At 34.2% G+C, this 21,053-nt stretch carries 14 protein-coding genes and 2 tRNA genes; 13 read left to right on the forward strand and 3 right to left on the reverse strand.

The genetic code is table 11. From position 1 onward, the window contains the following. Window positions 1-7: 7 nt before the first annotated feature. From V1468_RS14035 to V1468_RS14045, 3 genes are all read left to right on the forward strand, one after another. The gene (locus V1468_RS14035) at window positions 8-1,225 is read left to right on the forward strand and encodes a bifunctional folylpolyglutamate synthase/dihydrofolate synthase (RefSeq protein WP_331810854.1); all 1,218 of its coding nucleotides are present in this window, start codon (window positions 8-10) and stop codon (window positions 1,223-1,225) included. A gap of 63 nt (window positions 1,226-1,288) precedes the next feature. Continuing rightward, window positions 1,289-1,363 (forward strand) — tRNA-Val (locus V1468_RS14040). Window positions 1,364-1,403: 40 nt separating this feature from the next. After that, window positions 1,404-1,478, forward strand: a tRNA-Val gene (locus V1468_RS14045). Window positions 1,479-1,522: 44 nt separating this feature from the next. Here V1468_RS14045 and V1468_RS14050 read toward each other — a convergent pair. Together V1468_RS14050 and gldJ are read right to left on the reverse strand one after the other, a co-directional pair. Beyond that, window positions 1,523-2,803, reverse strand: a complete 1,281-nt coding sequence (locus tag V1468_RS14050) for a UDP-N-acetylmuramoyl-tripeptide--D-alanyl-D-alanine ligase (protein WP_331810855.1) — start codon at window positions 2,801-2,803, stop codon at window positions 1,523-1,525. Between the two features lie 66 nt (window positions 2,804-2,869). Further along, on the reverse strand, window positions 2,870-4,549 hold the full coding sequence (gldJ, locus tag V1468_RS14055; protein WP_331810856.1) for a gliding motility lipoprotein GldJ: 1,680 nt from the start codon (window positions 4,547-4,549) through the stop codon (window positions 2,870-2,872). A 325-nt stretch (window positions 4,550-4,874) separates the two neighbouring features. Between gldJ and porU the strand changes: the two genes are divergently transcribed. The 10 genes from porU to V1468_RS14105 all read left to right on the forward strand — a co-directional run bounded on the left by porU (window position 4,875) and on the right by V1468_RS14105 (window position 20,532). After that, entirely contained in the window at window positions 4,875-8,735 is a 3,861-nt protein-coding gene (gene porU, locus V1468_RS14060; protein WP_331810857.1) for a type IX secretion system sortase PorU, read from the forward strand. A 64-nt stretch (window positions 8,736-8,799) separates the two neighbouring features. Continuing rightward, window positions 8,800-10,059: a type IX secretion system outer membrane channel protein PorV gene (gene porV / locus V1468_RS14065; RefSeq protein WP_331810858.1), complete on the forward strand. Its 1,260-nt coding sequence runs from the start codon at window positions 8,800-8,802 to the stop codon at window positions 10,057-10,059. A 76-nt stretch (window positions 10,060-10,135) separates the two neighbouring features. Then, complete coding sequence (gene cdd / locus V1468_RS14070; protein WP_331810859.1) at window positions 10,136-10,618, forward strand: cytidine deaminase; 483 nt, start codon at window positions 10,136-10,138, stop codon at window positions 10,616-10,618. A gap of 92 nt (window positions 10,619-10,710) precedes the next feature. Beyond that, window positions 10,711-11,709 (forward strand): pyruvate dehydrogenase (acetyl-transferring) E1 component subunit alpha, encoded by a 999-nt coding sequence (gene pdhA / locus V1468_RS14075; protein WP_331810860.1) that lies wholly within the window; start codon window positions 10,711-10,713, stop codon window positions 11,707-11,709. A gap of 3 nt (window positions 11,710-11,712) precedes the next feature. Further along, the gene (locus V1468_RS14080; protein WP_331810861.1) at window positions 11,713-13,341 is read left to right on the forward strand and encodes a pyruvate dehydrogenase complex dihydrolipoamide acetyltransferase; all 1,629 of its coding nucleotides are present in this window, start codon (window positions 11,713-11,715) and stop codon (window positions 13,339-13,341) included. A 17-nt stretch (window positions 13,342-13,358) separates the two neighbouring features. Further along, on the forward strand, window positions 13,359-14,093 hold the full coding sequence (locus V1468_RS14085) for a hypothetical protein (RefSeq protein WP_331810862.1): 735 nt from the start codon (window positions 13,359-13,361) through the stop codon (window positions 14,091-14,093). Between the two features lie 89 nt (window positions 14,094-14,182). Then, window positions 14,183-15,151 carry a M28 family metallopeptidase gene (locus V1468_RS14090; RefSeq protein ID WP_331810863.1) on the forward strand — a complete coding sequence of 323 codons (969 nt, stop codon included), beginning with the start codon at window positions 14,183-14,185 and terminating at the stop codon, window positions 15,149-15,151. Further along, window positions 15,141-15,827 carry an SDR family NAD(P)-dependent oxidoreductase gene (locus tag V1468_RS14095; protein WP_331810864.1) on the forward strand — a complete coding sequence of 229 codons (687 nt, stop codon included), beginning with the start codon at window positions 15,141-15,143 and terminating at the stop codon, window positions 15,825-15,827. Before V1468_RS14090 ends, V1468_RS14095 begins: the two co-directional genes overlap by 11 nt. After that, window positions 15,827-16,471 carry an HAD family hydrolase gene (locus V1468_RS14100; RefSeq protein ID WP_331810865.1) on the forward strand — a complete coding sequence of 215 codons (645 nt, stop codon included), beginning with the start codon at window positions 15,827-15,829 and terminating at the stop codon, window positions 16,469-16,471. Before V1468_RS14095 ends, V1468_RS14100 begins: the two co-directional genes overlap by 1 nt. Before the next feature lie 29 nt (window positions 16,472-16,500). Continuing rightward, on the forward strand, window positions 16,501-20,532 hold the full coding sequence (locus tag V1468_RS14105) for an FG-GAP-like repeat-containing protein (RefSeq protein ID WP_331810866.1): 4,032 nt from the start codon (window positions 16,501-16,503) through the stop codon (window positions 20,530-20,532). A gap of 12 nt (window positions 20,533-20,544) precedes the next feature. Here V1468_RS14105 and V1468_RS14110 read toward each other — a convergent pair whose 3' ends face one another. After that, window positions 20,545-21,051, reverse strand: coding sequence for a hypothetical protein (locus V1468_RS14110; protein ID WP_331810867.1), 507 nt, complete (start codon window positions 21,049-21,051; stop codon window positions 20,545-20,547). Window positions 21,052-21,053 lie beyond the last annotated feature (2 nt).

Here is a 21,053-nt window from a genome sequence, read left to right on the forward strand (position 1 = left end):
ATAATCAATGAAATATACTGATACAGTTAATTGGATGTTTCAACAACTGCCAATGTATCAAAACAAGGGTAACTCTGCTTTTAAAAAAGATTTATCTAATACGCTAAAACTTTCAGCACACCTAAATCATCCAGAACAACATTTTAAATCTATTCATGTTGGTGGTACTAACGGAAAAGGCTCTACAAGCCATATGTTGGCGTCCATACTTCAGGAAGCAGGTTATAACGTTGGGCTTTATACATCACCTCATTTAAAAGATTTTAGAGAACGAATTAAGATAAATGGACAAGTCGTTTCTAAGCAATTTGTTATTGGTTTTATAAAGCGAAATAAAACTTTTTTAGAATCTAATAATTTGTCTTTTTTTGAAATGACTGTTGGTATGGCTTTCGATTATTTTGCAAAGCAAAAGGTTGATGTCGCCATTATCGAAGTTGGTTTAGGCGGTCGATTAGATTCAACAAATATCATTACTCCAGAGCTCTCTGTAATTACCAACATTGGTTTTGATCATATGCAGTTTTTAGGAGATACACTCGAAAAAATTGCAGGTGAAAAAGCAGGAATTATAAAACAGAATATACCTGTTGTAATTGGCCAAACACAAGATGAAACCAAAGAGGTGTTTTCATCTAAGGCAAAGTCTACAAACTCCGAAATATATTTTGCAGATCAATTGGTTGAAGAAGTTTTAGAAAGTGATTTAAAAGGTTCTTACCAAGAACACAACAAAAAAACGGTTATACAATCTGTTACAGTGCTCAGGCAATTGGGTTACGATATTTCAAATTTAAACTTAAAAAAAGGATTGCTTAACGTCGTTAAAAATTCCGGATTACAAGGACGTTGGCAAATTCTTCAGCGACGACCTAAAATTGTTTGCGATACAGCTCATAATAAGGAAGGTTTAAGTTACACAATGCAACAATTGCAAGCTGAATCCTACAATAAGCTACATATTGTTTTTGGAGTGGTAAGCGATAAAGACTTAGACGGAATTATATCCTTATTGCCAAAACAAGCTTCATATTACTTTTGTAAACCAAATGTGCAGCGTGGACAAGATGAAGAATTCCTGAAGGAGTATTTTCTTAACAAAGGGTTTACAGGTAATTCTTATTCTTCTGTAAATGAAGCACTACATACTGCAAAGCTAAATGCAAATACGGACGATTTAATTTACGTCGGCGGAAGTACTTTTGTAGTGGCAGAAATAATTTGATTTTTTTTAAAAAAATATTTTGAGATATTAAAAACTAGTCTATCTTTGCAGTCCTAATAATTAGGGCGCGTAGCTCAGTTGGTTCAGAGCACTTGGTTTACACCCAAGGGGTCAGGGGTTCGAATCCCTTCGCGCCCACAAAAGTTCACTGAAATGTGAACTTTTTTTGTTTATATAAGGGTCATTAACTCAGTTGGTTCAGAGTGTTACCTTGACAGGGTAGAAGTCACTGGTTCGAATCCAGTATGACCCACTTAAATTGAGTAAATCCAAGATCTTGACTTGGATTTTTAAATTTTATAGGAATTCTAAGATCCGTTCTAAAGCCATTCCTCTAGACCCTTTAATTAAAATCGTAGAATTGCTTAAATCTAAACTTTTTAAAAGAGGCTTTAAATCTTCAAAACTTTTGAATTTTTTAGTTGATGATTTGGTTGTGGTTTTATAGAAATTTTCACCAACCAGAAAGATGTTTTCGTCAAAATTGTCTTCTGTAAGATTGGCGATAGCTTGATGCTCTTTTTCAGCTTCTTTACCTAGCTCAAACATATCACCAAGAAAAAGGTATTTATGTTCTGCATTGAGCTGTTTTAGATTTTTAAGAGCAGCCAACATACTTGTTGGGTTGGCATTGTATGCGTCTAAAATAATTTTTGTAGAGCCTCTATGAATAATTTCAGAGCGATTGTTATTTGGTTGGTAACTTTCTATTGCGTTTTTAATATTTTCAGATGGTACATTAAAATGTTGACCAATTGCTACTGCCACAGCAATATTACCATAATTATAATCTCCTATAAGTTGACTTTCAATTTCAATATTTTTATAGTTTAAGTTTACAAATGGATCAGCACTTTTAAACTCAACAGTACAGTCGTTTTCTTTAGCTTTCCCAAATGTTATGATATTCTGATAATTACTAATCTGCTTTACTTGTTTGGTGTCATCCGAGTTTATAAAAGCGATTTTTTTATTTACTTTTATATAATCATACAATTCAGATTTACCTTTAATAACGCCTTCTTCCCCACCAAATCCTTCAAGGTGTGCTTTTCCAAAATTTGTGATTAATCCAAAATCGGGTTCCGCAATGTTACACAAAAATTCAATTTCTTTTTGATGGTTGGCACCCATTTCAACAATGCCAAAATCTAAGTCCTTTGTAAATGATAACAAGGTAAGGGGAACACCTATGTGGTTGTTGAGGTTGCCTTTGGTGGCATTAACCTTGAATGTTGTTGAAAGTACTGCTCTAATCAATTCTTTCGTTGTTGTTTTTCCATTGCTACCTGTGAGAGATATAATAGGTGTGTTAATTGTTTTTCTGTGGTAATTGGCCAAACTTTGAAGTGTCGATAAAACGTCATCTACTAATATGCAGCTGTCATTTATTACAGCATTTTTATCATCAACCACACAGTATTTTGCACCACTTTCAAATGCTTTATTTACAAACTTATTGCCGTCAAAATTAGCGCCTTTTAAGGCGAAGTACATATCGTTTTTATTAATCTTTCTGGTATCTGTAGATACAGAAGCACAGGCTTCAAACTTTTTATAAATTGATGCTATTTCCATAAGCCTAAAAATAAAAAAGTCCTGATAAATTTATCAGGACTTTTTTAATATTATTTAATGTCTAATTTAGTTACGTTTCTTTTGAGATTTTACAGATTTTGAACCTACTCGAGAAACTGCACATCTAAACCCAATATAGTCTGTTGCCATATCTTGTGGGAAGTAACGACGTTGAGCAGGATCTATCCAATATGCTCTATCTCTCCAAGAACCACCTTTATAAACTCTTACTTCATCATTGATTAAAGATGTTCTGCTGTTAGACTTATCGTATTGTCTAATAAGTCCGCCATTTGCTGAGTCTACTTCAACAGTATGTTTAGGTGAGTTATACATTTTTCCTGTAACATCAACTCTGTCATCACCTTCATCAAAACTATTTCTGTATAAACGCGAGGAGCGCTTGTCTCCATCTCTAAAGTTTCTGTTGTCACTCTTGTCAAACTGAGTTCTTAAGTATGTATCTTCATCATCAACAGGTACTTTTGCAATTTCTCCTGGAAGATTACGAGCTATTATTTTACCGTTACTTAATGTGTCGTAAACTATTTCATCTACTTCGACAATTTTTACGGTACCATCTTCATTCAAGGCATTCTTTGTGTAAACATTACCTCTATAGTAGTTAAAGTCATTAAACTCGTCATCTACGATAGGACGATAAACATCTGCTACCCATTCTGCAACGTTACCAGCCATATCATAAAGACCATAGTCGTTAGGCTCGTAAGACTTTACTTCAGCGGTAATATCAGCACCATCATCAGACCATCCTGCAATTCCACCATAGTCACCTTTACCTTGCTTAAAGTTTGCTAACTGATCACCACGATTTACTCGCTTACCAGATCTTGTATATTGTCCATCCCAAGGATATTTTTTACGTCCTCTATAAACGTTATAGCTTCTTAATTCACTCATACCTAAAGCGGCATATTCCCACTCTGCTTCAGTTGGAAGTCTGTATTTTACAGGAATTAATCCAGTTTCTCTATTTGCGTAAACGTTAATTGGGTTACCGTCAGCATCAGTTTGTTGTCTTCTTTTACCACCTTCTAAAACTTCAGAATTACCACCATATGTTTCAGTTGGTGCGTTGATATATGTATCTACATCAAAAGTACTTTCTGCATTTAAGTCTGTTAAATGAGCATCTCTTTTAATGTAACCAGCATCTTGTAATGACATTTCAGCTACACGGTTAGATCTCCAGTTTGCATATTCAACAGCTTGAATCCAGCTAACACCAACAACAGGATAATTAGCATAACCAGGATGACGTAAATAGTTTTCTGTCATCATTTCGTTATAACCTAAACGATTTCTCCATACCAAAGTATCAGGAAGTGCTCCTTTATATATAAGAGCATAGTTAGGATCGTCTGGTGGATATACACTTTTTAGATAGTATAGGTAATAAAGATAATTTACGTTAGTAACCTCGGCTTCATCCATATAAAAAGATTGGATATGCTGTTGGTTTGGTGTGTTGTTCCAATCGTGCATTGGGTCGTCTTGTACTTTACCCATTGTAAAAGTTCCGCCTTCAATAAAAGCTGTACCAGGAGGTGTTTCTTGTTCTTTAAAGCTGGTGTTGTACTGAAAACCACCATTCTTATCGTTGATTTTCCATCCTGTAGCACTATCTACATTGCCTGAGTTAGAGTTACGTTTACAACTAACAATACTAGCGCAAAGCGTCAGTGCAATTAAAAATTTTAGGTTTGAGACATTTTTCATATCCATATGTTTAAGTAAGCTCGTTGAATTTTTAGTTCCGCAATATAACAATTAAAGGTAAACCAACAACTTTTTTTTGCTTGAAAATTCAAAAAAATATGCATTTCATCCTTTTTTTTGAACACAATAACGGATTTTTGGTCGATTTAACGATGTGTTTTGCTCTTTAATAACGATTACTAAAATAAATTATTGTTGTATTTTTGAAATAAAAATTGAAGTACCATAATAAGCCTATAAATTAACCGTTATTCAACTGTATTTTATACAATATCAGGTTAGTGGTATTTGCTTTTGAGAATATAAGGCTTTTAAATCATAAAAAATTTAAATGAAAAATTGCTCTGTTTTTGTTCTAATAATGTTCGGTTTGTTCGCTTTTGGGCAACAAAAACAATTTAATATTGAATGGAATGGTGATAAGGTTTTAGAAACAGAATATGGTAAGATAACTATCCCAGGATTTGATGAGAAACATTTTAGTTATGACGACAAAAATGGTTTGATGTTTTTTTCTCAATGGGATGCAGACAGAGGTTTTGTAGATGAAAATTCGGTAACCTTATCTAATGTTGTTTACGAAACGATTACTCAAAATAGTCTTAAAAATTTAAGTGCTAATCTTGTTCCAAATTCGGTAAAATTTAATTTTTACAACACCAATGCAAGAGACAAACGCGGCTATTATTTTCAAATAAGTCCTATTGTTAAGGATAGAGGTGTTTATAAAAAGATTAAATCCTTCACTATAAATTATAATACTACAGCTAATAGATCTCAGGTTGTAGCAAAATCAGACATTACAAATTCTGTACTAAGTTCTGGTGAGTGGTATAGGTTTTATATAGAAGAGTCTGGTGTTTTTCGGTTGTCAAAAGGATTTCTAAACAGTTTAGGAATAAATACAAATTCTGTAGATCCTCGAAATATTAAAATATATGGTAATGGAGGAAGGATGTTGCCATTATTAAATTCTGCTAATTATCCTTTTGATTTGGTAGAAAACGCTGTAAAATTTGTTGGTGAAGATGATGGAAGTTTTGATAATAATGATTACATCTTATTTTATGGTGAAGGTCCTAAAACATATAGCCAAGAGAGTCAAACAAACTTAAACTTATACACAGACAAGACCTATTATTATGTAAATATTAGTTCTGGTAACGGTAAAAGAATTCAGCAAATGCCAAGTATAGATGCAGCAGCAGATATACAAATCAATACCTTTCAAGATTATCAGTTTTATGAAGTAGATGAGCATAATTTAGCCAAATTAGGTAGACGTTGGTTTGGTGATGCTTTTGGTGTTGAAAATCAGCGTGTTTATGACTTTCAATTTCCGAATTTAGTAACTAGTGAGCCTGTACGATTCGATATCGCAGTAGGTTCAGTTTCAGAAACCGATGGTACTACAATGGGCATTACAATAAACGGAAACCTTATTTCTAGTCTTGGTTTGGGTGTTATTACTCCTGGATCTGTGTTGGGTACCGCAAATGCCTATGGAGGTGATTTAAATATGTCATCAGATGCAATAAGAGTAACCTTAGATTATAATAATAATGGTAATCCGTCTGCAAATGCCTATTTAGATTACATAAATATAGAAGCTACTAGAAATTTAGCCTATGTTGGTGACCAATTAGTATTTAAAAACAATGATGTAGTAACCACACCAGGTATTGTGCAGTATAATCTTTCAAATGCTTCAGGTGTTCATGAAATATGGGATATAACAGATAGGTTTAATGTTTCTAACACTTTAAATCCCGAAGGGTTAAGCAACTTAAGTTTTAAGGCTGTTTCAGGTGAAGAACGCACTTATATCGCTTTTTCTACTTCAAACGCATTACAACCAAAAAAAGAATCGAGATCTAGTGTAGCAAATCAGAATTTAAAAGGGACAATATTTCTCAATAACCAAGGTGCTTTTGAAGATGTGGATTACATTATACTAACACCTGCAGAACTTATGTCTCAAGCAGAACGTTTGGCTCAAATTAACAGAAATCAATATAACCTTAATGTTAAGGTTGTAGATCTTCAAACTATTTATAATGAGTTTAGTTCTGGGAGTCAAGACATAGCAGCCTTAAGAAATTTTATAAAATATGTTTACGACAATGCTAGTGTGCCGAGCAATAGGTTAAAATATGTATGCTTATTTGGTGAGGGTTCCTATGATTATAAAGACAGAGTGAATAATAATACCAATTTGGTGCCTTCTTGGTATTCTACATCGAGCTTTAATCTAACAAGCTCTTTTGTGTCTGATGATTTTTATGCCATGTTAGATAACGATGAAGGTTCAATGAGCAATAGTGATAGAATGGATATCGCAGTTGGGCGAATTTTAGCTGAAGACCTGCAACGCGCCAAGGAGATGGTAGATAAAATAGAAGCCTATTATCAACCTGAAGCTTATGGAAATTGGAGAAATAATGTATTGCTTATTTCTGATGATGTCGATGCGCAATGGGAAAGAATTCTGCAAGAAACAACCGATGGCATTGGAGAGGAAATAAAAGCAGAAAATCCTTTTATGAATGTTATAAAAATTCATGCCGATGCTTTTGAACAAGAATCTTCTGCCGCAGGTAATCGTTACCCTAAGGTAAACAAAGCCATTAAAGACGTCATTGAAGTTGGAGCTTTAGTGGTTAATTATTTTGGGCATGGTGGTGAGGATGGTTTAGCAAAGGAGCGTATTTTCGATAAGTTCGACGCTCAGGAAGTTAACAATATCTGTAAGTTTAATTTATTTGTAACAATAACTTGCGAATATACCAAGTTTGATGATCCAAACAGAGATACAGCAGGTGAGTTTACTTTTTGGAATAAAAATGGTGGTGCAATAGGACTTGTTACTTCTACACGGCAAATTTTTGTTACTGTTGGAGTATCTTATAATGAAGTGTTTAATGATTATTTATTTGCTTTTAACAACAATGAATACCCTTCGGTAGCTGAAGTATTAAGAAGAACAAAAATAGACAATAGTATTGCTGGGATTACTCAGAAACGATTAATATTTCTGATAGGCGATCCTGCAATGAAACTGGCATTTCCAAAACCAGATATTAAATTAACTAAAGTTAACGATGTAGATATTACACAGCCTATTGACACGTTAAAGGCTCTAAGTTACACAAAGATGGCTGGTGAAGTTGTAGATATTAACGGTAATCTATTATCAAATTATAATGGTACACTAACGGCTACTATTTTTGATAAACAAATAGATAGACAGACCTTAGCTAATGATGGTGTTACAGATAATAATGGTCCAATAATTTTAGATTTTATCACATTAGGTGAAGTCATTTTTAAAGGTCAAGCAACGGTAGAAAATGGACAGTTTGAGTTCGATTTTGTCGTGCCAAGAGATATTGGTATTCCAGTAGGTAATGGAAAAGTTAGCTTTTATGCTCAAACAGATAACGGATTATCTGATCAAACAGGTGCAAATTTTGATATCAAAGTTGGTGGCATTAATGAAGATGCACCAGAAGATAATATTGGTCCAGTAATCAATTTATATATGAATGACGAAAATTTTGTTTCAGGAGGAGTTACAAATGAGTCTCCAAGTTTACTGGCAAAACTTCAAGATGATAATGGTATTAATACAGCAAGTGGTATAGGTCACGATATTACGGCAATTATTGATGGAGATGAGACAAATCCTATAGTGTTAAATGATTATTATCAGGCAGATGTTGATGACTATACAAACGGCACAGTTACATACCCATTCAGAGATTTAGAACCAGGCTTACATACGCTAACGTTAAAAGCTTGGGATGTTTATAATAACTCTTCATCAACTGAAATTCAGTTTACTGTCTTTGATAAGGATGAGGAATTAGTTGTTAAAAATGTACTTAATTATCCAAACCCATTTGTTAATTATACAGAGTTTTGGTTTAATCATAATAGTTCTGAGCCTTTAGATGTTTCTGTTCAAATATTCACAGTATCAGGAAAACTAGTAAGAACCATAAATGGTCAAACAAGTGCAGATGAGTGCTGTGGTAGTGGTTCATCATCATTATCACGTAGTATTGTATGGGATGGAAGAGACGATTTTGGCGATAAAATCGGAAAAGGAGTCTATGTCTATAAACTAAAAGTGAAATCTAGCCGTTTAAATAAGCAAGTTGAAAAAATTCAAAAACTTGTCATACTATAATAATAAATTATATTTGCTAACGAATTAGTGCTAAGTAATTAGTACTAATAACCTAATTATGAACATGAAGAAATACACAATAACCCTTATCGCTTTTGTAACATTAAGTCTAGCATTTGCACAAGATGCAGTACAAATAATACCCAATGATACTGATAGTAGAGTAATAACAACAGGACTACCTTTTATGCTTATAGCTCCTGATGCAAGATCTGCCGCTATGGGAGATATCGGTGTGGCAACGTCTGTAGATGCATATTCGCAACAATGGAATCCTGCAAAATATGCGTTTTCAGAGGCTAAATCAGGAATAAGTTTAAGTTATACTCCTTATTTGAGTAAGCTTGTTAATGACATTTCTTTAGGATATGTTACTTACTTTAATAGACTAAATGAATATAGTGCTTTCTCAGCGAGTTTTAAATATTTTAGCTATGGAGATATTCTCTTAACTCAAAGTGAAAATGATCCTGGGTTTAATGTAAAGCCTAATGAATTTACAGCTGATGTGGCTTATACTTTAAGACTTGCTGATCAATTTTCTATGGCTGTTGCTGTAAGATACATGAGGTCAGATTTAAGAATTGCTCAAGTAGACCCTAATGCTGATTCTGCAAGTACTTTTGGAGCAGATATCACTGGGTATTATCAGAGTGAGGAAGAGGCTTATAATGATTTCAACGGTCGTTGGAGAGCAGGTTTTGCAATTCAAAACTTAGGACCTAAATTCAAATATGATGATGGTGGTAGAGAAAATTTTCAGCCGACTAATTTAAGATTAGGTGCTGGTTTCGATTTTATTTTCGATGAGTACAGTAAATTAGGAGTAACGGCAGAAGTTTCTAAATTATTAGTGCCAACACCTCCAAAATTAGGTGATAGAATAGTTTTTACAGATGCAAATGGAGACGGCATTTTTAATGAGGCTGATGGCGATTTTCAAACTGAAGAGCAAGAAGCGGCATCGCAAGAGGATGTTATAATTGAAGGACAAGATAATGATGTTAGTTTCTTAAATGGAGTTTTTCAATCCTTTGGTGATGCACCAGGAGGTTTTAGTGAAGAGCTTAGAGAATTTACTTGGGCATTAGGTGCTGAGTATACGTATCAAGAAAATTTTGCCTTAAGAGCAGGTTATTTTAATGAAGCAGAAGATAAAGGTGCTCGTAAGTTTTTTGCATTAGGTGCTGGTTTTAAATACACTACAATAAATATCGATTTATCATATTTATTTTCAGCATCAAGGATACAGAGTCCGTTAGAAAATACATTGCGTTTTTCACTGACATTTAATTTTGGTGCTGGTGAGTATGACGAATATTAGAATATATAAGTAAAAAGATTTTCAAAAACTATTGTTTCAAAAGCAATAGTTTTTTTGTCTACAAAAGATTTTGAGTATGAAGGAAGTTAAGATTGAATCAATGTTTACAGTTTACGAAGACTTGAGTGAACTTCCAGATGATATTCAGCAATTAATGCAATCTGCTATTCAAACTAGAGAAAAAGCATATGCTCCTTACTCAAAATTTAAAGTTGGTGCTGCAATCCTTTTAGATAATAAAGAAGTGATAATAGGAAGTAATCAAGAGAATGCTTCTTACCCTTCAGGGTTGTGTGCAGAACGTACAGCTATTTATTATGCTGGCGCAAAGCACCCTGCCTCTAAGATTTTAAAAATGGCAATAACGGCATCATCTCAAAATCAAATTACAGATTCTCCGATTCCACCATGTGGAGCTTGTAGACAGGCTATTTCAGAATATGAGATTAAACAAGAGCAGCCAATAGAAATTTACTTTATGGGCGCTACAGGGAAGGTTATAAAATCTAACTCGCTGTCAAATTTATTACCTCTTGCATTCGATAGAGGTTTCCTATAACGATTTCGTAACAAATTTTACAATTTTCAGTTTTTTGGTTACTAACTAATATGTTATTTTTGTTATTCGGATTAAATAGAACGAATCAAAAAATGCAAAAAATCACCAAAGAAGTTTACCTTAAATGGTACGAGGATATGTTATTTTGGCGAAAGTTTGAGGATAAACTTGCCGCAGTATATATTCAACAAAAAGTAAGAGGATTTCTTCACTTATACAATGGTCAAGAGGCTGTATTAGCAGGAGCACTTCATGCAATGGATTTAACTAAAGACAAAATGATTACTGCTTATCGTAATCATGTTCAGCCAATAGGAATGGGAGTAGATCCAAAACGTGTTATGGCTGAGTTGTATGGTAAAGCTACAGGAACATCACAAGGTTTAGGTGGTTCTATGCATATTTTCTCTAAAGAACACCGTTTTTATGGAGGTCATGGTATTGTTGGTGGCCAAATTCCATTAGGAGCTGGTATTGCATTTGGAGATAAATATCATGGTAGTGATGCTGTGACTATTTGTTGTTTTGGTGATGGTGCTGCAAGACAAGGATCTTTGCACGAAACATTCAACCTAGCAATGTTATGGAATTTGCCTGTAGTATTCGTTTGTGAAAACAATGGTTATGCCATGGGAACTTCTGTAGAACGCACAGCAAACCATACAGACATTTGGAAGCTGGGTCTAGGTTATGAAATGCCATCAGGTCCAGTAGACGGAATGAATCCTATTAAAGTGGCCGAAGCTTTTGATGAAGCAATTCAACGAGCAAGAAAAGGAGGTGGACCATCATTCTTAGAAGTAAAAACATATAGATATAGAGGTCACTCAATGTCTGATGCTCAGCACTACAGAACAAAAGATGAAGTAGAAGAGTATAAAAAGATAGATCCTATTACTCAGGTAAAAGATATTATACTAGAAGAAAAATACGCTACAGAAGAAGAGATTAAGGTAATTGATAAGCGTGTAAAAAGTCTAGTGTCTGAGTGTGAGAAATTCGCTGAAGAATCTCCATATCCAGATAAAAATGTAATGTACGACGCAGTGTACGAACAAGAAGATTACCCATTTATTCAACACAAATTATAAGCTATGGCAGAAGTAATAAATATGCCGCGTTTAAGCGATACAATGGAAGAAGGAACAGTTGCAACTTGGTTAAAGCAAGTAGGCGACAAGGTTGAAGAAGGAGATATTTTAGCTGAAATTGAAACTGATAAGGCTACAATGGAGTTTGAGTCTTTTAATGAAGGAACATTACTTCATATTGGTATTCAAGAAGGTGAAACGGCTAAAGTAGATTCGCTTTTAGCTATTATTGGTGAAGAAGGAGAAGATATTTCGGATTTATTAAATGGAAGTTCTTCAGCCAAAGAAGAAACTAAGTCTGAAGAAAACACTGAAGATAAAAAAGAAGACACAGCAGAAGCTGAAAGTTCAGAAGAATTGCCGGAAGGCGTTACTGTTGTAACGATGCCTCGTTTAAGTGATACAATGGAAGAAGGAACCGTGGCAACATGGTTAAAGAAAGTTGGTGATGAGGTAGAAGAAGGTGACATCCTTGCTGAAATTGAAACTGATAAAGCTACTATGGAGTTTGAATCTTTTCAATCAGGAACCCTTTTACATATTGGTTTAGAAGAAGGTGAATCTGCAAAAGTAGATGCTTTATTAGCTATTATTGGTCCTGCTGGAACTGATGTGTCTGGTGTGGCAAAAAACTTTAAAGTTGGTGGATCAGGATCTAAATCAGAGCCTAAGACCGAAACTAAAGCAGCTCCTAAAGAAGAAAAGAAAGAAGAGCCTAAGAAAGTAGAAGCAAAGACAACAGCTACTAGTACACCAGCAGCAAGTGTTTCTGCATCAGGTGGAAGAATTTTTGCTTCACCTTTAGCTAAAAAAATGGCTGAAGAGAAAGGTATTAATCTATCTCAGGTAAAAGGATCAGGTGAAAATGGCAGAATTGTAAAAAGAGATATTGAGAACTTTACACCATCGCAAGCTTCGGCTTCGGTTGGAAAATTTGTACCGACTGGTACAGAAGATTTTGATGAAGTACCAAACTCTAACATGCGTAAGGCTATTGCTAAGAATTTAGCGAAGTCTAAGTTTACGGCACCACATTACTATTTAAATGTGGAGTTTGATATGGAAAATGCAATTGCGTTTAGAGCTCAGTACAATTCTTTACCAGATACAAAGATATCTTATAACGATATGATTGTAAAAGCTTGTGCGTTAGCATTAAAGCAGCATCCACAAGTAAATTCTCAATGGTTTGATGATAGAATGAAGTTAAACAACCATGTACATATTGGTGTGGCTGTAGCAGTACCGGACGGTTTGGTGGTGCCTGTTGTGAAATTTGCTAACGAGCAAAGCTTAACTCAAATTGGTGCTGCGGTAAAAGAGTATGCTGGTAAAGCAAGAAATAAGAAGCTGACTTTAGATGAGATGGAAGGCAGTACCTTTACGATTTCTAACTTAGGTATGTTTGGTATTGAGAGTTTTACATCTATTATCAACCAGCCAAACTCAGCTATATTATCTGTTGGATCAATTGTTTCAAAACCAGTTGTTAAAAACGGACAAGTTGTACCAGGTAACACAATGAAGTTAACTATGGCATGTGATCATAGAACCGTAGATGGTGCTACTGGCGCACAATTCCTGCAAACATTAAAAGGATACATAGAAAACCCGGTAACAATGCTGGTATAATCAATAGGAAATCAGATATGAAAAAAATAACATTTGTTATTGCGTTTTTATCATTGTTTATGATAAGTAATGCGCAAAAAAAGAAAGTTGCGATTGTAACATTTTATGCTGATAAAACTATAGATTTAAGTGAAGTAGATGCTTCTGCAGATTTTATAGCTAAAAACACAAACTTGAGTAATGATCCAAATTTTAACTTAAGTAAACCATTAGAAGATTTTCATAAGGCTTTTTTTAATGATTATGTTGGGGAGTTTGATTTTGAATTAGTATCAGAAGAAACTGTGCTAGCACTTCCAGAATATAAAGAATTTGAAGCTGAGTATGGTGATTATAAGAATCTAGGAAATCAAGAAGCTTTTGAAGCTGTAGAAGGCTACAAAGTAATTCAAAGTTTTGGCAGTAGGCTAGAAGTAAAAAACTTAGAACCAATAGCAGATGCCCTTGGTGTTGATGCTGTAATGTTTGTAAGATTAAGTTATAAATTTAATAAAACCGGAATCGGTAAATTGGGTTATTACAGTGTTCAGGCAAGAGTAAGTTTAGATTTATTTTCAAAAGATAATAAGAGTATTTTTCAGTTTAGCGAAATTGCAGGCTCAAAAAAGAAAGCTGTAATGGTTGGTGGTATTCCGGTAATGACACCAGAAAAAATTCAACCTATGTGCGAGAGTGCTACAGAAGAGCTCATAACGGATATGAATAAGAAAATCGATAGATTATCTAAAAAAGCCAATAAAAAGTTGAACTAGTTCTTAATCATATTTATAATATTAAAAAACCTGTTTCGAATTTTTTTTGGGATAGGTTTTTTTATCTTTAAACTCAAATCAAAATTAGTATGAAATATGTATTATCTGTACTTGGTTTGTTGTTAGTAACAGCATGTGGTACAAAGCAAAACACCTCTGTGGGTAAAGAAGATGCTGTGGAGAAAATTACCATAACGTCGCAAGATGTAAAAGTGAGCATGGATTATTTGGCTTCAGATGAATTAGGAGGTAGAGCAACAGGAAGTAAGGGTATTGAAAAAGCCGCTGTTTATATTGAAAACTACTTTAAAAAGAATGGAATAAAACCATATTTTGAAACCTATAGAGATAGCTTTAAATTAGGTGAAATAGATGGTTATAATATTGTCGGCGTGATTGAAGGTACTGATGATCAACTAAAAAATGAATTTATAATACTTGGAGGTCATTACGATCATATAGGAAAAGGAAAAACTGTAGAAGGAGACAGTATTGCAAATGGTGCTAATGATGATGCCTCAGGTACTATTGCGGCAATGGAGTTTGGAAGATATTTTTCTAAGTCTAAAAGTAATAAGCGAAGTATTTTAATCACGTTATATGATGCTGAAGAAATGGGGCTTAAAGGTTCTGCACATCTAGCATCAAAACTTAAGGAGGCAGGTTTAAATGCATATACCATGATAAACTTTGAGATGATTGGAGTGCCAAGAGCACAAGATAAGGCAATGGCTTATATGAGTGGTTATGATCGCTCTAATTTTGCACCTACACTTAATAAATATGCTGGTGAAGAAATCATTGGTTTTTTTCCAAAGGCAAAAGACTTTCAGTTGTTTTATAGATCAGATAATTTTCCGTTTTTCAAAGAATTGAATATTCCTGCGCATGCGATCTCAACATTCGATTTTACGAATTTTGAATACTACCATCACGTAGATGATGAAGCTGATAAAATGGATTATGAGCATATGGCCAATTTTATCAATAAAATGATACCTGCTTTAGAAGGTATGATGAATTCTAATACAAAAGAAGTTGTATTAAATGAAGAGTAAAAATATAATTATAACAGGAACGAGTAGAGGTATAGGCTTTGAAATGGTACATCTTTTTGCCAATCAAGGACATAATGTATTGGCTTTGTCAAGGAATGCACAACCCGTTAATAATTTACATTTTGAAAATATAACATCTTTGGCATTTGATCTATGTAATGGTGAAGACTATATAAAAGTTGAAGAATTCATAAAATCAGAGTGGAAGCATGTAGATATCCTGATTAATAATGCAGGTACTCTACTAAATAAACCTTTTTCTGAAACTACTTTTCAAGATTTTGAAAACGTATATAGAACAAATGTATTTGGTGTGTCAGAAATGACTCGAATTGTACTGCCTTTTATGAAACAAGATGGACATGTTGTTACTATCAGTAGCATGGGAGGCATACAAGGAAGTATGAAATTCCCTGGGCTTTCAGCTTATAGCTCTAGTAAAGGAGCAGTAATAACATTAACAGAGTTACTCGCTGAAGAGTATAAAGAAACTGGTCCTCAATTTAATGTTCTGGCTTTGGGAGCTGTGCAAACAGAAATGCTTAAAGAGGCTTTTCCAGATTATCAAGCGCCAATAACAGCTATAGAAATGGCAGAGTATATTTCTGATTTTTCTTTAAAAGGGAACAAATACTACAATGGCAAAGTGCTTCAGGTTTCTAACTCTACACCTTAATGAATAAATACAAATGCATTATTTTTGATTGTGATGGTGTCCTTGTAGATAGTGAGCCAATAAGCAATCAAGTTATGGTGGATTTGGCAAATGCATATGGTGCAAGTATAGATTTAAATTATGCTTATCAGTATTTTAAAGGCAACAGTTTTAACGCATGTACTGATAAAATTTCTAAGTTAACTTCCCTAGAATTACCAGATAATTTTGAAGAACAATATCGGTTAGAGTCATTTAAAAGATTCAGAAAAGAGATTAAACCTGTTGAAGGTGTAAAAAATGTTCTTCAAAATTTAAGAATTCCCTTCTGTGTTGCTTCAAGTGGTCCTGTAGATAAAATAAAACTCAATTTAGAGCTTACAGGTCTATCATCTTTTTTTCAGGAAAAAACAATATTTAGTTGTTATACTATTAAAAAATGGAAACCCGATCCTTCCGTGTTTTTATGGGCAAGTGAAACAATGGGCTTTAAAATAGAAGAGTGTTTGGTTATCGAAGATAGTCTTGTAGGAATCGAAGCAGCATTAAGAGGTGGTTTCGATGTTTTTGGCTTTACTGCTCACGATTATAAGGATGAATTGCATAAAAAGGCGACCAAAACATTTAATAGTATGAAAAATCTAAAAGAATTGTTAAAATATTAAGGTAATTTCTATATTTAGAAAAAAAACATATGAATAAAAAACTACCTGGTTCTAAGTTACCTAAACTTGGCATTGTATTCATCTTATTTTTTAATTTTTTACTGGGCGCTCAAAACTTTGAGCGTGTTGAAACTATAGTGGGTTTGGATGGTCTTGCAAACAATAATGGTGTTGCTATTGCAGACTTTGATGGTGATAACGATTTAGATATTTTTGTTGTAGCCAATGCAGTAGAGAATTCTGAAGATGACACAAGCTATAGTCGTTTATATAAGAATAACAATGATGGTTCATTTACTGATGTTACAGAAACCTCAGGTTTGGTAGATTTGCTTACTGCAGAAGAAAATGTACAAGCTTCATTAGTGCAAAATGGCTACAAATACAGTGCGTCTTGGGGAGATTATAATAATGATGGTTTTCCAGATTTGTTTCTAACCTATTCTTTAAAGGTACAATTATGGAGAAACCTTGGTAATGGAACTTTTGCTAATGTTACCGAAATTTCTGGTTTTGGTGCAACCAATGATTGTATAAATGCTGGGGCAACTTGGTTTGACTATGATAATGACGGACTATTAGATATCTACATATCAGATTGGGGTTATTGTGGTTCTAACTCCTTATATAAAAATAATGGAAATAATACATTTACAGATGTTACTGCAACATTAGGTCTTACAGAGACAACATCTAGCAATAGTTATACCTCAGTACCTTTTGACATAAATAATGATGGTTGGATGGATTTAATCGTTACCAATTATCCCAATGATGTAAATTATTTATATATCAATCAAAATGGTACTTCGTTTACTGAAGAAGCCGTTACCTATGGGTTATCTAATATGATTGACGGTAAAGGTATTGCTATAAGCGATTTTGATAATGATGGAGATTTTGATGTTTTTAATACAGGAATAGATGAAAATTTACTGTTTCAAAATAATGGGTCTAATAGTTATTCTGAAGTTTCAACTGGCTATGGAATTTCTGGTACTGGTTGGTCTTGGGGAGCACAATTCTCGGACTTTGATTTAGATGGTGACGAAGATTTGTTTATCGCTAATAGTAATGCAGTGAGTGGTGCAGCACAAAACGTATATTACAGAAACCTTCATAGTCAAGGGCAAGCAATGTTTGAGAATGCTTCAGTAGAGTTAGGTGTAAATGACACTACAGAAAGTGTAGCAGTGGTAAGTTTTGATTATGATAATGATGGTGATTCAGATTTATTAATTACAAATAGTGATGGTTCAGTCATATTCTATGAAAATAAACTTTTAAACTATGATGATACAGAAATCACTTCAAATTGGTTTAAGGTTTACTTAGAGGGAACAACATCTAATAGAAACGCTATTGGTGCAACACTGACGGTAACAACCACCAATGGTGTATTAAAACGCTATTATACAGGTGTTGGCTTTTTTAGCCAAAGTCAGCAGGCCTTACACTTTGGTTTAGATGATGCTACCGAAGTACTTAGCTTAGAAGTAGAATGGCCTTCAGGATTAGTTGAAAATTATACTAACATATCTTCAAATACAACAGTAAAGTTAACTGAAGGTAGTGGACTAGAAATTTTGAATATTTCACCTAGCCAAAAAGTGTATGGATGTACAGATCCTGTTTCTTGTAATTACAATCCAAATGCTACTTTAAATGATGGTTCTTGTGTGTATTTACCTTCCCAAACTATAGTTGGTAATACGAGTTCCTCTTTTTTAAGAACAGAGACTTATACCTACAATATTGCCGCAGGTTCAACAGCAAATTGGGTTATTTCAGGTGGTGAATTAATAAGTGGGCAAGGCACAAATTCCATTACTGTAAGATGGCATTTAGAGGAATCTGGGAGGGTGGCCATCACAGAAGCAGACGATCAATGCTCTAGTCAAGAAGTAGTAATAGATATTGCATTGGGTGTTGATAATCTTCCAGCAAATGTCTCTATAGCAAGATTGTGGAACGAAGCTTTACTTGAAGCGATTAGAGATGATTTTGCCAGACCAACTGTACATGCAAGAAATTTGTTTCATACGAGTGTTGCAATGTATGATGCTTGGGCAATTTATGACGATACTGCAGTACCATACTTTGTAGGAAACACAGTTCATGGTTTTACCACAGTTTTAGAAGATTTCACACCAAATGAAGACTTAGATACATCTGTAAGTAAGGCTATTAGTTATGCTATGTATCGTTTGATGACACATCGTTTTCAAAATTCACCAGGACTAGAAGAAACTCAAGCAAGATTTGACTTGTTAATGGATAGATTAGGTTACGATATTAATAATACATCTCTAATGTACGAAGATGGTGATGCTGCGGCTTTAGGTAATTTTATTGCTCAGTCTATTATAGATTATGGATTACAAGACGGGTCTAGAGAAGCAACAGGTTACGACAATGCCTATTACCAACCGGCAAATCAGGCTTATGCATTAGATGATAATAATAATCCACCTATTCAAGACCCTAATCGTTGGCAGCCTTTAGGTTTAGATTCGTTTATTGATCAGGGTGGAAATATAATAGATAGTAATGTACCTCCATTTTTAAGTCCAGAATGGGGAAATGTTTATGGTTTTGCATTAAGTGACGCAGATATGGTTACTTATCAAAGAGAAGGAGATAACTATCAAGTGTTTCATGATCCTTCGGATCCTCCTTACATAAGTCTAACAGAAGAGAATGAAGCGAGTGACGCCTATAAATGGGGATTTTCTATGGTGTCTGTATGGCAATCTCATCTAGATCAAAACGATGGAGTTATGTGGGATATTTCACCAAATTCCATAGGAAATGTTGATATAAGTACTTTTCCAACCAGTTATACAGAATATCCAAACTTTTATAACTTCTTCGATGGTGGTTTTAATAGTAGTGGATATACAATAAACCCAATAACGGGTAGCCCTTACGAAGTTAATATGGTACCTAGAGGAGATTACACCAGAGTACTTGCTGAGTTTTGGGCAGACGGTCCAGATTCCGAGACTCCGCCAGGACATTGGTTTTCTATACTAAATTATGTAAATGACCATCCTATGTTCGAAAGACGATTTGAAGGCCAGGGAGATGTTTTAGACCCTACAGAATGGGATGTTAAAGCCTATTTTATATTAGGAGGAGGTATGCATGATGCTGCTGTTTCTGCATGGAGTGTAAAAGGTTGGTATGATTATATAAGACCAATTTCTGCAATACGTTCTATGGCAGAGCGTGGACAAAGCACAGATAACACTTTAGATAATTATCACGTTGGTGGAATAGAATTGATAGATGGTTATATAGAAGTGGTTGAAGCAGGTGATCCTTTAGCTGGTTTTGCTAATCAACATGTTGGAAAGATAAAATTATACACGTGGAAAGGCCATGATTTTATAGGAGATACAGAAACGGATCAGGCAGGAGTTGGCTGGATATTAGCGGAAGATTGGTACCCATACCAAAGACCAACTTTTGTAACACCACCTTTTGCTGGTTACGTGTCTGGTCATTCTACATTTTCCAGAACAGCCTCAGAATTAATGACTATGATGACAGGAAGTGAATATTTTCCAGGAGGATTAGGTGAGTTTGTTGCGAAAGCAAATGAGTTTTTAGAGTTTGAAGAAGGGCCTTCAGTTGATGTGGTACTGCAATGGGCAACCTATAAAGATGCATCAGATCAAACAAGTTTAAGTAGAATTTGGGGAGGTATACATCCACCTGCTGATGATATTCCAGGAAGATTTATGGGGCATGAGATAGCAGACGATACTTTTAATTTTGCCGTGCCGTATTTTAATGGTTCGTTGGGTATTGATGATTATGATGTTTCATTAAGCATATATCCAAACCCTGTTACCGATGGTGAAGTTTTTATTGCTAATACTGATGGTACAGAATCTATAGAAATTTATGACATTACTGGCAGAAGGATAGAGGTTCTGAATAGTACTTTTAGTGCGTTCGAACGAACTACGTCTATTAAATTTAATGTTAACGCTACAGGTTTTTATCTATTAAAAGTGAATAGCAGGTCTAAAATGATAATGGTTAAAAATTAGATTAGAGATTTTCTATTCTTTAGAAAATTGAATCTTATTAGAAATTAAAGTTTCATCATCTACCTTAATCTGTTTTTTAGTTATAATCGCATTAATGGTATCCGTACTTTTAGTTTTGTCGGATACCTTGTCATAAGAAAGCTTTATTTTCTGAACGCTATCATTAACAAAAACAACAACATCTATTTGTTTGATGTTTTTTATGATGAAGAAATCATCATTTTTAAATTTGTTGATGGAGTCATTAGTGAAGTTTTTTAATTGCTCAGCTACTTCCTTGTTAAATTCAGGATGCTCGCTTTGTAAGGCTAACAGATCATAAAAGTCTTGTAACTTTTGGTTTAGAAGCTGATTATTAAACTCATATTCGACATCAGTAACATATTCTTCTAAAGTTTCTACTTCTTCAGTTGCAATGATGTCATAGCTTTCGCTTGTTGCTTTTTTTGTTTCCATGGCACAACCAGAAAAAAGTATACTTGTTATAAATAATATGATATGTTTTAGCTTTAAATTCATGT

The sequence above is a fragment of the Winogradskyella poriferorum genome, from assembly GCF_036553625.1.
Classification (GTDB): Bacteria; Bacteroidota; Bacteroidia; order Flavobacteriales; family Flavobacteriaceae; genus Winogradskyella; species Winogradskyella poriferorum.